Genomic DNA, 13,295 nt, shown 5'->3' with positions numbered 1-13,295 from the left:
CCGTGCCACTCTCAAACCGGCGGGGCGACCTCTCCTGTCGACCTCAGGGTCTGACTTCCACAACGCCGCAAGACGGCTCGAGGCGCCTCGCCCCAAACACCACTAATTCAGCAGGCTCCTAGCCCCCCATCAGCCCGTTCAGGTTGGTCCCGATCGTCCACGCCGCGGTGGCGACCAGCCCGGTCAGCGCCAGCACCAGCGCCACCCAGACCAGCACCATGCGCCGGCCGTGCTGCCGGGCGTACGCGAATTCGCTGATCGGAATGCCGGCGAATTCCCCTGTGACGGGCTGGTATTCGTAGTCGTCGGGCTCGTCGTCGGAGTGTGGCGGGTGCTGCGGCTCGGACCATTCCTCGGGGCCGCGCGTCAACTGGCGGGTGGGGTGGCGGACCGGTGCGGCCGCGGGCGGCGCGGCGGCGGCCGGGCGCGGGCTCGTTCGGCTGTGTTGCAGGGCCGCCGACCGGTGCTGCGCGGAGTTGCGCGGCGCCGGGACCCGAAAGTCCGGCAGCGCAAGTTCTTCGGCGATCGCGTCGAGCTCGGCCCCCATCTCGATGGCGTCGGCGTACCGGTCGCCCGGATCGCGCGCGGTCGCGCGCCGCACGAACTCGTCGAACTGCGGGGGCACACCGTCGATCGCGGCACCGGGCGACGGCACATCGGTGTCCAGCCGCTGGTAGGCGATCGACAACGCTGAGTCGCCGGTGAACGGGGTGCGCCCGGTCAGCAGCTCGTAGGTGAGAATCCCGGCGGAGTACACGTCGCTGCGGGGGCTGGCGTCGCCGTGGCGCACCTGCTCGGGCGACAGGTAGGCCGCCGTTCCCAAAATTACGCTCGTGGAGGTGATTCCAGCGGCCGCGACGGCACGGACCAAACCGAAATCAGCGATCTTCACGTCGCCGTCGTCGGAGATCAGCACGTTCTCGGGCTTGACGTCGCGATGGACCAGACCGGCCCGGTGTGCGGCGGCGAGTCCGCCCAGCACCGGGCGCAGCACCGCGGCCACGGCATAGGGCGGCATCGGCCCGCGCTCGGCCAGCAGCTCGCGCAGCGTGCCGCCCTCGATGAGCTCCATCACCAAGAAAGGGTGCCGACCGTCCAAGCCCTGGTCGTAGACCGCGACCAGGCCGGGGTCTTTCAGCCTTGCGACCGTGCGGGCCTCGCGCTGAAAGCGGGTCAGGAACTGATCGTCGCCGGCGTAGCGCGAATCCATCACCTTCACCGCGACGGGGCGGTCGAGCCGCGTGTCGAGGCCGCGGTACACGGTTGACGTGCCGCCGCTGGCGATCTTGGACTGCACCAGGTAGCGGCCATCCAGCAATGCGCTGTCCAAGGGGTCTCGCGTCCCGGGGTCTGCCCGGCGACGATGCGGGCCGGGGCGGCCCGGGGTGGGGGCGCCACCGGCCGCGTAGTGGCCTGGGGGAGAGTCGGGCGATTCGGCTTCGGCCACGGGGCCATCGTAGGGGTGACGGTGTGATTGGGCGTCAGAACACGGGTTCAATCCGCGTGCCAGGGCCTACACTTGCGCGGGTGAGCAGTGTTCCTGCCGGCGACGATGTTCTGGATCCCGACGAGCCCACCTACGACCTGCCGCGGGTCGCCGAATTGCTCCGGATTTCGGTCAGCAAGGTCCAGCAGCAACTGCGGGAAGGTCACCTGGTCGCGGTCAAGCGCGAGGGCGGCCTGGTGGTGCCCCAGGTGTTCTTCACCAAGTCCGGTGAGGTGGTCAAGAGCCTGCCGGGACTGTTGACGATCCTGCACGACGGCGGCTACCACGACACCGAGATCGTGCGGTGGTTGTTCACCCCCGATCCGTCGCTGACGATCACGCACGACGGCAGCCGGGATGCCATCAGCAACGCCCGCCCCGTCGACGCCCTGCACGCGCACCAGGCTCGGGAAGTCGTGCGTCGGGCACAGGCGATGGCTTGCTGAGGGCTTACTGAGCGGCGGCTTCCTCGGTTATGCCGGCCCGCTCGTCGGGGGCACGGTAGAGGCTGTACCAGGCGAACAGCGCGCAGGCGGTGGCCAGCGAGAAATGCAGCCACGAGTACATCCCGTGCGAGCCATCGGGTTTGAAGATCACCATCACCCACGTCGACAGGCCGGCGATGATCGCGACGGCCCGCCGGGACTGCGCGAGCGGGGCCACCACCGCCAGCGGCCAGGAGTAGTACCACGGCAGAGCCGCGGGGACGAAGAGCACCACCACCAGCATCGAGTAGGCGATGCCGGTCAGGGCGGCCCGGTCGTCACGCCGGAACCGCCACCACAGCAGGGGCAGCGACACCGCGATGATCGCGATCCCGATGAAGCGGGTGATGCGCAGCAAGGGGTAGAAGTGCACCGCGAAGAAGCCGCTGAACACGGCGTGGATGATGTTTGCGGCCGCGGTCGGCACGGTCAGCCAGTTGATGATCTTCACGGACCCGGCCAGTGCCGTAAGCCACCCCAGGCCCACGCCCGCCACCGCCGACAGGATGCCGAACACGACGGCGAAGACCAGCAGCGATATCGCGGTGGCCGCCGCGAACGCCCAGGCCGGCCGGTACCCGCGGCGGTCGCGCAGATGCCGCGTCCACACCCACACCATGAACGGCAGGGCGATCCCGGCGGTGGCCTTGACCGCGATCGCCACCGTGATCAGCGAAGTGCCGAGGACGTGGCGGCCGGCGAAGCTCAGCGCGATGCCGGCTGCCATCAGTCCCACCATCAGCATCTCGTTGTGCACCCCACCCATCAGATGGATGAGCACGAGCGGGTTGAGCACACAGATCCACAAGGCCGTCGAGCCGTTGGTGCCCAGGTGGCGGGCCAATCGCGGGGTGGCCCAGATCAGCAGGGCCAGCCCCGGCAGCATGCACAGCCGCAGCAGCGCCGTTCCGGCCACCACGTTGTTGCCGACGAGCATCGTGACGAGTTTGGCCACCAGAATGAACGCCGGACCATAGGGGGCGGTGGTGATCGTCCAGATGGGACTTACGTTGTCCAGCAGGTTGTTCGGGTTGGCGACCGGTCCGACGGCATAGGGATCCAGGCCATCACGCAGCAGGGCGCCCTGGGCCAGATACGAATAGGTGTCCCGGCTGAAGACGGGCACCGACAGCAGCAGCGGCGCCAGCCAGAAGCCGGTGGTGACCTTCATCATGAACTCGGTCATTTCGCCGGCTAGTACGCGTTGGCCCAGCCCCAGCCATGCGATCAGCATGAGGCCCACGCCCATCCACAACACCACCGACGACAACACCAGGCCGTGGCCAAAACGCAGCCACGACATATGGATTGACTCCAGCAGCGGGTCGTGTTGCCGGGTGCTGCCCGCACCCAGGCCGCCCACGCCGATCAGGACCGAACCGAGCATTCCCAGTTTCGCCGGCCGGGACTGCGCGGTGGTGGTGAATGCGTGCAGCCGCGAAAACCACCCACCGCCAGGCGGTTCCGTTGCCGGCGTGTCGGACGGCGGGCTGTGCGTCGGCGTCGTCATCGGCTCAGGCGGACCGGTCGGTGGCCATTCTGGCCAGCTCGGACAATCCGGCCTTGGCCGGCGCGTTGATGGGCGCGGCCGCCAGCGCGGCCAGTGCCCGTTGCGTCAGCTCGGCGATGCGTCGCTCGGCCGCGGCCAGGGCGCCCACCGACTCGATGACATCACGCAGCCGATCGACCTCGGCGTCGGTCAGCTGCGCCCCGATCGAGTCGCGTAACAGGTTGGCCGCCAACGGATCCGACCTATCCGCCAACTCCAATGCCTCGGCCAGCAGCACGGTGCGCTTGCCCGACCGCAAGTCGTCACCCGACGGCTTGCCGGTCACCGCCGGGTCCCCGAACACGCCCAGCACGTCGTCACGGAGTTGGAACGCCACCCCGAGGTCCGTCCCGAACCGGCCGAAGGCGTCCTGCACGTCGGGTCGGTCGGCGGCCGCGGCCGCCCCCAGCTGCAGCGGTCGCGACACGGTGTAACAGGCCGTCTTGTACGTGTCGACGTTCATCGCTGACGCGATCGATTCGGCGGCGCTGGCCTCGGCGACGATGTCCAGGTACTGACCGCCCAGTACCTCGGTGCGGATTTCGGACCACACCCGCTGGACGCGCCGCGCGGCCTCCGCTGACAGGCCCACGCGAAAAACGATGTCGTCGGCCCAGGACAGCGCGAGGTCTCCGAGCAGGATGGCGGCCGACATGCCGAACCGGTCCGAGGAGCCGCGCCACCGCCGATTGCGGTGCAGCTCCGCGAACTGGACATGAGCGGTCGGCCGGCCGCGGCGGGTGGAGGAGTCGTCGATCACATCGTCATGGACCAGCGCGCAGGCGTGCAGCAGCTCCAGCGCGGAAAACAGCAGCAGCGCTTCGGAATCGGGTTCCCCGGTCGCTACGGCGCGCCAGCCCCAGTAGGCGAAGGCGGGCCGCAGCCGCTTGCCCCCGTTGAGCACGAAGGCTTCGAGGGCGGCGACGAGGTCTTCGTAGTCGCCGCCGATGTAGGCGGTGTCGGCGCGCCGGTCGCGCAAATACTGCCGCAGTCGATCGGTGATGGCGCCGGTCAACTCGACGGTTGCCGCTGCTTCTGAAGCTTTCAGGCTCAGCGCGGCGCCCCTTTCTCCCTCGACGTGTCTGCGTGTGGCAGGCCCGACCAGTGTATTCGGCGCGGCATCGGGGATCCTTCCAACCTGGCGTGGGTGGGGGACCGCGGTTGCTTCGACTGGCTCACTATTCCCCCGAAAGCGGGTGGTACCCCCACGCCTATGCTGGCTGGGGTGTCGGGGCCGCCCGCTGGTGTGCGGCCGGGCGATGCCCCAAGCATTCATCGGATGGAGAGAAGCCGCGTGACACTCAACACCATTGCGCTCGAGCTGGTGCCGCCCAACGCCGATGAAGGCCGGGAGCGGGCACTCGAAGACGCGCGAAAGGTGGTGCAGTACTCGGCCGAATCCGGTCTGGACGGCCGGCTCCGGCACGTGATGATCCCGGGCATCATCGCCGAGGACGACGACCGGCCGATCACGATGAAGCCCAAGCTGGACGTGCTGGATTTCTGGTCGATCGTCAAGCCCGAGCTGCCGGGAATCCACGGCCTGTGCACCCAGGTCACCGCCTTCTCCGACGAGCCGACGCTGCGCCGGCGGCTGACCGATCTGCGCGCGGCCGGGATGGAAGGCGTGGTCTTCGTCGGCGTCCCGCGCACCATGAACGACGGGGAAGGCTCCGGCGTCGCTCCCACCGACGCCTTGTCGATCTATCGCGAGCTGGTGCCCAACCGCGGGGTGATCCTGATTCCCACCCGCGAAGGGGAGCACGGCCGGTTCAACTTCAAGTGCGACCAGGGCGCGACCTACGGCATGACCCAGCTGTTGTACTCCGACGCGATCGTGGGATTCCTGAGCGAATTCGCCAAGAACACCGATCACCGGCCGGAGATCCTGCTGTCGTTCGGCTTCGTCCCGAAGATGGAGAGCCGGGTCGGCCTGATCAACTGGCTGATTCAGGACCCGGGTAACCAGGTGGTCGCCGACGAGCAGGAGTTCGTCAAGCGGTTGGCCGGCAGCGAACCGCCCCAGAAGCGCCAGCTCATGGTCGACCTGTACAAGCGCGTGATCGACGGGGTGGCTGAGCTGGGCTTCCCGCTGAGCATCCACCTCGAGGCGACCTACGGGGTGTCGGGGCCCGCCTTCCAGACGTTCGCGGAGATGCTGGCGTACTGGTCACCGGCCCAGCGGGTCTAGCTCGGCGGCTGGTCGCGCGGCGCGGTCAACCGCGGCGAACGGTCGCGGTTCATCCAGGCCAGCAGCGCGACCACGCCGGCCGCCGCGAAGGACGCGATGCCCAGCCACACGCCCGCCCCGGTCAGGGACCGCGTGTTCGGGTCGGTGTAACGGGCCTGGGCGGTCATGGTGCTCACCACGCCCGGTTTGAGCTTCCAGGAGACCACCGTGGATTCGACCCGGTCGCCGTTGGTGGAGGTCACCACGCCGGGGAAGGCGACGGTCAGTTCGACGTCGGCTTCGGGATCGGTCACGGAGGTCAGGTCCGCGCGGCCCTCGAGGATCACCAGGTTGCCGTTGCGGCGCAGCGTGAGGTTCACGCCCTGCGCGTCGGAGTTCATGTTGGCCAGCTGCGGCAGCTCGGCGAAGGTCAGGTCGGAGAACACCGCTTGCGATCCCACGTAACCGTCGCTGTCGTAGTTCGACACCGCCACCTTCTGGCTGAACGGCAGGTTGTTGCTGTCGAGCTGCGGGCCGGTGTCCTTGGGCGTCTTGGGTTTCGCGGCGGCGACGATCTCGCCGGACACCAGGTCATCGGGTGAGATCGTCAGCGACGCCCGCACCCGCAAGCACCCGGTGGCCAGCGGCACCAGCATCAGCAGCATCGCGATGGCCACGAACCGGCGCCGCCGAGCGGTGAATCCACGGGTCCGGGGCGGGGCATGGCTGGCGCGCACCAGGTCATCGTGCCAGATCCGGCGTGCCGCTTTTGCGCGTTCGCCCAGGCGCGCCCTCGACCCGGCGCTCACAGCGGCAGCTTGCGGCCCAGGATCGCGAATGCCCGTGGGTCCCCTGCGAAGTGGTAGTCGCGGATGACGTCGGTGAAGCCCAGCCGCCGGTACAACCGCCAGGCCCGGTTCGGCTCACCGTTGGTCTCCGGCGTGGACAGCAGGACATTCTCTTCGGCCCGGCCGGCCAGGAGCCGCCGGGCCAGCGCCTCGCCGAGCCCGCGACCCTGCGCGCGCGGGTGGATGTGCAGTTCGGTCAACTCGAAATAGCTGCTCATCAGGCCGCCGATCTCCTGGGGCGGCAGGCCGCCGCGTTGCAGGCCGAGGACGACCTGCTGCTGCCACCACTGCCCGGGCGCCCCCGGGTAGCCGTACGCCACGCCGAGCAACGGTGCATTGCTCAGTTCGGCCGCCGGCGGGATCGGGCCGTCCGCGTCGTCGCCCACCTCGGCATCCACGACGCCCACCCCTTGCCACCCGCGCCGGCGGATGTGCTCGAGCCACATGGCCGCGCGCTGGTTTTCGGTGCCCCGCGGGTACCGCATCGCGTCGACGTACACCTTCAGGGCGTCGCCGAGGCGGCGCTCCATATCGGTGGGCGGCAGATCGATGAGGAATATCGCCAAGTTGCGGTGTCCTCCTCATTCTGTGCTCCGGCGCTTCGGCTTCGTGTGGCCGCTCGGCGCCGGCCGTCATCGCCATTATCGGACCCGGCGGAGGTCGTTCGGCGAGCGGCCGCGGCAACGGACCCAGTGGCGACCGCGGGTAGGGAAGGCGGTTGTAGCGCACGGCCGTTCCGGTTCCCATGGGTGCCAATCACCGGCCAGGATAGAATCGCCACCGAACCAGTGGTAAGGCGCAGATTGACCTCGTATCATTTCAATTAGTTGCCCCCACAACGGGCATCCGCGTGCTATCGATAGTTACGCGTCAGACTGTCGGCAAGGAGGGACGAATGCCACTCTCCGATCATGAGCAGCGGATGCTCGATCAGATCGAGAGCGCTCTCTACGCCGAAGACCCCAAATTCGCGTCGAGCGTCCGCGGCGGAGGGTTCCGTGCACCCAGCGCGCGCCGGCGCCTGCAAGGCGCGGCGTTGTTCGTCATCGGTCTGGCGATGCTGGTTTCGGGCGTGGCGTTCAAGGCCACCATGATCGGAAACTTCCCGATTCTCAGTGTTTTCGGGTTCATCGTGATGTTCGGCGGAGTGGTATTCGCCATCACCGGCCCGCGGTTGTCCGGCCGGCCCGACCACCCCGGATCGGCGCCGGGGTCGCTCCGCCAGCGCCGCAACAAGGGCGGTGGTGGCTCGTTCACCAGTCGGATGGAAGACCGGTTCCGCCGTCGCTTCGACGACTAGCGGCACCGCCCCCGCATAAGGGGTAGCCATCATCGGCTGCCCCTTTTCTCTTGCCCATCTCTGCTGCCCGCAGCGGGCCGCGGCGCCATGATCACGGACCCACCCGGGCCGGCCGGTGATCGGCGGGCCGTCGATGCCGTTTTGACGCCGAATCGAGCCCCAACCGAGCTTCGGCGCAGGTCGTGAGCCCCACCGGCCCCCACGCAGTCCCCCCAATAGGCCCCACCCGCGCCTTCACGCCGCTCTGACGTGCCATTTTGTACCCGCCGCCGCGGTGCCGGGCGCGACCCCCTAGGCCACCAGATGACGACATGCGCGGCTAGGAGTGGCGGATAACCTGGAAAAGTCCGCCACGACACTCCAACAATGGGGCAGAGTGGGGGATTGTGGGGTATGGTGGCAACAGTGTTTGGGTGACCCCGAGGGGGAGGTGAGCTGGTGTTTCTCGGCACCTACACGCCCAAACTCGACGACAAAGGGCGGCTGACGTTGCCCGCCAAATTCCGGGACGCGCTGGCAGGGGGGTTGATGGTCACCAAGAGCCAAGACCACAGCCTCGCCGTCTACCCGCGGGGCGAATTCGAGCAGCTCGCACGCCGGGCGAGCAAGGCCTCGCGGAGCAACCCCGACGCCCGGGCCTTCCTGCGCAACCTCGCCGCCGGCACCGACGAGCAGCATCCCGACGCGCAGGGGCGCATCACGCTGTCGGCCGACCACCGTCGCTACGCGAACCTCTCCAAGGATTGCGTGGTGATCGGAGCGGTCGATTACCTCGAGATCTGGGACGCGCAAGCCTGGCAGGACTACCAGCAGACCCACGAAGAGAACTTCTCCGCGGCCAGCGATGAAGCACTCGGCGACATCATCTGAGGCGCATGCCCGTGCAACGTGGCCTCTGCCCGAACCGACCCTGGCGTACTTCCCCAACGCCAGGTTCGTGCCTTCGGACAGGGACCTCGATGCAGGGGCATCTCGCCCGACCCGGGGAGGTGTTGCGGTGGTTGAGGATTCACCGGACTTCGGGCATGTGCCCGTCCTGCTGCATCGCTGCGTCGAGCTGCTCACTCCCGCGCTGACCCGTCACGACGCGGACGGTTCGGGCGCGGTCCTTCTCGACGCCACCCTCGGCGCGGGCGGGCACGCCGAACGATTCCTCACGGACCTGCCGGGGCTGCGGCTGATCGGACTCGACCGCGATCCCAACGCCCTGGACATCGCCCGGGCCCGGCTGGCGCGATTCGCCGACCGGGCCACGCTGGTGCACACCCGCTACGACGGCCTCGCCGCGGCGCTGACCGAATCCGGTTACGCCACAGCCGGATCGGTCGACGGGATGCTGTTCGACCTGGGCGTGTCATCCATGCAGCTCGACCGAACCGAGCGCGGCTTCGCCTACGCGCAGGACGCGCCGCTGGACATGCGGATGGATCCGGAGTCGCCGCTGACGGCGGCCGACATCGTCAACACCTACGACGAAGCCGCGCTGGCGGACATCCTGCACCGCTACGGCGAGGAGCGATTCGCACGCCGGATCGCGGCACAGATCGTGCGCCGCCGCGCCAGCGCCCCCTTCACTTCGACCGCGGAATTGGTAGCCCTGCTGTATCAAGCGATCCCGGCCCCGGCCCGGCGCACCGGCGGGCATCCGGCTAAACGGACCTTCCAGGCCCTACGGATCGCCGTCAACGACGAACTGAACTCGTTGCGCAGCGCGATTCCGGCCGGGTTGGACGCGCTCACCGTCGGCGGGCGCATGGTGGTGCTGGCCTACCAATCGCTGGAAGACCGGATCGTCAAACGGTTGTTCGCCGACGCGGTGGCCTCCCGCACGCCGGTGGATCTGCCGGTCGAACTTCCCGGCCACGAGCCGCGATTCCGATCACTGACGCATGGCGCCGAACGTGCGGACGCCGACGAGGTCGAACGCAATCCGCGCAGCGCCGCCGTGCGGCTGCGAGCCGTGCAACGAGTCAAGCAGTCAACCGGGAAGGGCGACGCATGAAAGCAAAGCGCGAGACGCCGAATCGCCGCGGCGGACGCGACGGTTCCGCCCGGCGGAGCCGGCGTTCGGTGGCCGATCCCGGTCCTGCGCGCCGCCCCCGGCCCGGGCGCACCTCCGCGCCCACCCGTGAGAGCCGCGCGCCCAAGTCCGGACCGCAGACCAGCCCGATCGCCCGGCCGGTCGAGCGGCCTGCGCGGCCCAAGAGTACGAGCCAGGCCAAGGCCCGCGCCAAGGCGCGGAAAGCCAAAGCGCCCAAAGTCGTTCGTCCCCGGCTGAGCGAACGTTTGGCGGCCCGGCTGGCCGCGATCGACCTTCGGCCCCGCACCCTGGCGAGCAGGGTTCCGTTCGTCGTCTTGGTCATCGGCGCGCTCGGCCTGGGGTTGGGCCTCACGCTGTGGTTGTCCACGGACTCCGCCGAGCGCTCCTATAAGTTGAGTCACGCCCGCGAGAAGACCCGGCTGCTGCAACAGCAGAAAGAGGCGCTGGAACGCGATGTGCGCGAGGCGGAATCCGCCCCGGCACTGGCGGAGGCGGCCCGCAAACAGGGCATGATCCCGACGCGAGACACCGCGCATCTGGTCCAGGACCCGTCCGGCAACTGGGTGGTGGTCGGGACGCCCAAGCCGGCTGACGGGGTGCCGCCGCCGCCGTTGAACAGCAAGCTGCCCGACCAAGGCCCGCCGCAGCCCCCGGCGCCGCCGGCGCCCGCCGCGGAGGTCCCGGTCCGGCTGCAGCCAGACCCCGTGGCGCCCGCGCCGGCGAGGTCCGGGCCCGAGGCGCTGCTGCGCGCACCGGACGGGGCGTCGACGCTGGGCGGCCAGCACCTGGGACAGGCAGGGCCTGGGCTGCCGGCTGCGCCGGGTGTGCCGGTTCCGCCGGTCACCGGGCAGGCCCCGGTGCTGCCGGCGCCGGGTGTGCCGGTACCGGGGCTGCCCGCGCCGGCGGGACCCGCGCTCGCTCCGGCGCCCGCCGAGGTGTCGATCCCGTTGGGCGGCTTGCCCATTCCGCCGCCCGGGCAGCTGCCCGCGCCGCTACCCGCGGAGGTGCCGGTTCAGGTGCAGCGCGGGCCGGCCCCCGCGGCTCCCGTGGTCCCCGTCGTCCCCGCCGCTCCGGTGCTCGCGCCGCAGCCCGCGGCACCGGGCCCCGTCGTGACACCAGGTGCGCCCCGGTGAGCCGCGGCGACTCCTCGCGCAACCGCCGGTCGCAGCCGACGCGCGGTCCCCGTAAGGCGCAGGAAGCCAAGGGGGTTCGCCAGTCCAAGCGGCGGGTGAAGCAGCAAGCCGAGGACGTCCGGGAGCCGAAGCGGTTCCGGAAGGTCAAGGAAGCCAAAGACGCCAAGGACGCCAAGGACGCCAAGAAAACCCGCCCGGCCGACCGGCAGGACGCCGTCGCCACCGGGCACTCCGCACGGGAGCGGCGCACCCGGCTGGTGCAGGCCGGCACCCGCGGTGCGTCGTTCGTCTTCCGGCACCGGGCCGGGAACGCCGCCATCGGGGCCTTGATCGTGGTGGCCGCGGTCCAGTTGTTCGTCCTGCAGGTGACCAACGCGCCGGCGCTGCGTGCCCAGGCCGCGGGCCAGCTCAAGGTCACCGACGTCGAAAAGGCGGTGCGCGGCAGCATCGTCGACCGGAACAAGGATCAGCTGGCGTTCACCACTGAATCGCGCGCGTTGACGTTCCAGCCCAAGAGGATTCGCAAGCAACTGGAAGAGGCCAAGAACAAGAACACGGTGGCCCCCGATCCTCAGCAGCGCCTGCGGGATATCGCCAAGGAGGTCTCCACCCGGCTGGGCAACAAGCCGGACTCCGCGACCGTGCTGAAGAAGCTGCAAAGCGATGAGAACTTCGTGTATCTGGCGCGCGCCGTCGATCCGGCCGTCGCCAGCGCGATCTCCGACAAGTACCCCGAAGTCGGTTCGGAGCGACAGGATCTGCGCCAGTATCCGGGCGGGTCGTTGGCGGCCAACATCGTCGGCGGCATCGACTGGGACGGGCACGGGCTGCTTGGGCTGGAGGAGTCCCTGGACTCGGTGCTGTCCGGGACCGACGGCTCGGTCACCTATGACCGGGGATCCGACGGCGTCGTCATCCCCGGCAGTTACCGCAACCGGCACCGGGCGGTCAACGGTTCGATGGTGCAGCTGACCCTCGACGACGACATCCAGTTCTACGTCCAGCAGCAGGTCCAACAGGCCAAGAATCTCTCTGGCGCGCACAATGTCTCGGCGGTCGTGCTGGACTCGAAGACCGGCGAAGTGCTGGCGATGGCCAACGACAACACCTTTGACCCGTCGCAGGACATCGGGCGTCAGGGTGACAAGCAGCTGGGCAACCTTGCCGTTTCCTCGCCGTTCGAGCCGGGCTCGGTGAACAAGGTCATCACCGCGTCGTCGGTGATCGAGTACGGCCTGTCCAATCCCGACGAGGTGCTGCAGGTGCCCGGGTCGATCCAGATGGGCGGGGTGCCCATTCACGACGCGTGGGACCACGGCGTGATGCCCTACACGACCACCGGCGTGTTCGGAAAGTCTTCCAACGTAGGCACTTTGATGCTCGCGCAGCGCGTCGGACCGGAACGCTTCTACGACATGGTCCGCAAATTCGGTCTCGGGCAACGCACCAACGTCGGCCTGCCCGGTGAGAGCGCCGGGCTGGTGCCGCCCATCGACCAGTGGTCGGGCAGCACCTTCTCGAACCTGCCTATCGGGCAAGGCCTTTCGATGACGCTGTTGCAGATGGCCGGCATGTACCAGACGATCGCCAACGACGGGGTGCGGGTACCGCCGCGGATCGTCAAGGCCACCATCGCGCCCGACGGCACCCGGACGGAAGAACCGCGTCCCGAAGGCGTGCGGGTGGTTTCGGCGCAGACGGCCCAGACCGTCCGCAACATGCTGCGCGCCGTCGTGCAACGCGACCCGATGGGTTACCAGCAGGGCACCGGGCCGGCCGCCGCGGTGACGGGCTACCAGATGGCCGGTAAGACGGGTACCGCACAGCAGATCAACCCGGCCTGCGGCTGCTACTTCGACAACGTCTACTGGATCACATTCGCCGGCATGGCCACCGTCGACAACCCGCGCTACGTCATCGGCATCATGATGGACAACCCGGATCGCAACGCGGACGGTACGCCGGGCCACTCGGCGGCCCCGCTCTTCCACAACATCGCCGGCTGGCTCATGCAGCGGGAGAACGTGCCGCTCTCGCCCGACCCCGGCCCGCCGCTGACACTGCAGGCCACCTAGCGGCGATCGCGAGCGCGGCGTGGCCGGGCGCTGCGGGTATTCCGTCGATTGTGCGGTGACGGCGTTGGGTGTGCGCTCAGGGCGGAATTCGGGCCCAGATCACGCCGTCAGCGCACACTCAAGGCCCTCACCGCACACTCAATTGACGAGCCCACCTGGATTGCGGGTGCCACTCGGTAGGGTGTCATGGCCGATCATGAGGATCACG

12 protein-coding genes are annotated in these 13,295 nt (G+C 69.1%); 7 read left to right on the top strand and 5 right to left on the bottom strand.

Annotation, left to right across the window (positions count from 1 at the left end; all coding sequences use genetic code 11):
- Window positions 1–118: 118 nt before the first annotated feature.
- A complete protein-coding gene (locus tag H7J89_RS03700; protein ID WP_264036585.1) occupies window positions 119–1,330 on the bottom strand; it encodes a protein kinase domain-containing protein in 1,212 nt (403 codons plus the stop codon).
- 197 nt (window positions 1,331–1,527) lie between these two features.
- Between H7J89_RS03700 and H7J89_RS03695 the strand changes: the two genes are divergently transcribed.
- Entirely contained in the window at window positions 1,528–1,932 is a 405-nt protein-coding gene (locus H7J89_RS03695; RefSeq protein ID WP_066947011.1) for an Rv2175c family DNA-binding protein, read from the top strand.
- 4 nt (window positions 1,933–1,936) lie between these two features.
- Here the strand turns inward: H7J89_RS03695 and H7J89_RS03690 are convergent, their stop codons facing one another.
- Both H7J89_RS03690 and idsA2 read right to left on the bottom strand, forming a co-directional pair.
- Window positions 1,937–3,481 (bottom strand): alpha-(1->6)-mannopyranosyltransferase A, encoded by a 1,545-nt coding sequence (locus tag H7J89_RS03690; protein WP_264036547.1) that lies wholly within the window; start codon window positions 3,479–3,481, stop codon window positions 1,937–1,939.
- Window positions 3,482–3,485: 4 nt separating this feature from the next.
- Window positions 3,486–4,535, bottom strand: coding sequence for a bifunctional (2E,6E)-farnesyl/geranyl diphosphate synthase (idsA2, locus tag H7J89_RS03685; RefSeq protein WP_264036544.1), 1,050 nt, complete (start codon window positions 4,533–4,535; stop codon window positions 3,486–3,488).
- Window positions 4,536–4,814: 279 nt separating this feature from the next.
- Here idsA2 and H7J89_RS03680 point away from each other — a divergent pair, with 279 nt between their 5' ends.
- Entirely contained in the window at window positions 4,815–5,711 is an 897-nt protein-coding gene (locus H7J89_RS03680) for a mycobacterial-type methylenetetrahydrofolate reductase (RefSeq protein WP_264036582.1), read from the top strand.
- On the opposite strand, the gene lppM is transcribed toward H7J89_RS03680, so the two are convergent.
- Window positions 5,708–6,355, bottom strand: coding sequence for a lipoprotein LppM (lppM, locus tag H7J89_RS03675; protein WP_264036580.1), 648 nt, complete (start codon window positions 6,353–6,355; stop codon window positions 5,708–5,710). The genes H7J89_RS03680 and lppM overlap by 4 nt on opposite strands.
- Window positions 6,356–6,495: 140 nt before the next feature.
- Window positions 6,496–7,104 (bottom strand): GNAT family N-acetyltransferase, encoded by a 609-nt coding sequence (locus H7J89_RS03670; protein WP_264036543.1) that lies wholly within the window; start codon window positions 7,102–7,104, stop codon window positions 6,496–6,498.
- A 329-nt stretch (window positions 7,105–7,433) separates the two neighbouring features.
- Here H7J89_RS03670 and H7J89_RS03665 point away from each other — a divergent pair, with 329 nt between their 5' ends.
- The 5 genes from H7J89_RS03665 (at window position 7,434) to H7J89_RS03645 (ending at window position 13,087) form a co-directional block, all read left to right on the top strand.
- Window positions 7,434–7,838 carry an SCO2097 family morphological protein gene (locus tag H7J89_RS03665; protein WP_264036541.1) on the top strand — a complete coding sequence of 135 codons (405 nt, stop codon included), beginning with the start codon at window positions 7,434–7,436 and terminating at the stop codon, window positions 7,836–7,838.
- Between the two features lie 438 nt (window positions 7,839–8,276).
- Entirely contained in the window at window positions 8,277–8,708 is a 432-nt protein-coding gene (mraZ, locus tag H7J89_RS03660) for a division/cell wall cluster transcriptional repressor MraZ (RefSeq protein ID WP_007170790.1), read from the top strand.
- A complete protein-coding gene (rsmH, locus tag H7J89_RS03655) occupies window positions 8,683–9,840 on the top strand; it encodes a 16S rRNA (cytosine(1402)-N(4))-methyltransferase RsmH (protein ID WP_264036537.1) in 1,158 nt (385 codons plus the stop codon). Before mraZ ends, rsmH begins: the two co-directional genes overlap by 26 nt.
- Window positions 9,837–11,012, top strand: a complete 1,176-nt coding sequence (gene ftsL / locus H7J89_RS03650; protein ID WP_264036535.1) for a cell division protein FtsL — start codon at window positions 9,837–9,839, stop codon at window positions 11,010–11,012. The genes rsmH and ftsL overlap by 4 nt, the downstream gene beginning before the upstream one ends.
- Window positions 11,009–13,087, top strand: coding sequence for a peptidoglycan D,D-transpeptidase FtsI family protein (locus H7J89_RS03645; protein ID WP_264036533.1), 2,079 nt, complete (start codon window positions 11,009–11,011; stop codon window positions 13,085–13,087). Before ftsL ends, H7J89_RS03645 begins: the two co-directional genes overlap by 4 nt.
- Window positions 13,088–13,295: the final 208 nt, after the last annotated feature.

Origin of the sequence: Mycobacterium paraffinicum, from assembly GCF_025822865.1 — a bacterium.
Lineage (GTDB): Bacteria > Actinomycetota > Actinomycetes > Mycobacteriales > Mycobacteriaceae > Mycobacterium > Mycobacterium paraffinicum.
Note: the sequence above shows the minus strand (reverse complement) of the source record. Positions and strands in the feature narration are given on the sequence as shown.

Coding starts and splice junctions, on each gene's coding strand:
- H7J89_RS03690 (WP_264036547.1), bottom strand. CDS start 3,481: ATGACGACGCCGACGCACAGCCCGCCGTCCGACACGCCGGCAACGGAA.
- lppM (WP_264036580.1), bottom strand. CDS start 6,355: ATGCTGCTGATGCTGGTGCCGCTGGCCACCGGGTGCTTGCGGGTGCGG.
- H7J89_RS03665 (WP_264036541.1), top strand. CDS start 7,434: ATGCCACTCTCCGATCATGAGCAGCGGATGCTCGATCAGATCGAGAGC.
- rsmH (WP_264036537.1), top strand. CDS start 8,683: ATGAAGCACTCGGCGACATCATCTGAGGCGCATGCCCGTGCAACGTGG.
- ftsL (WP_264036535.1), top strand. CDS start 9,837: ATGAAAGCAAAGCGCGAGACGCCGAATCGCCGCGGCGGACGCGACGGT.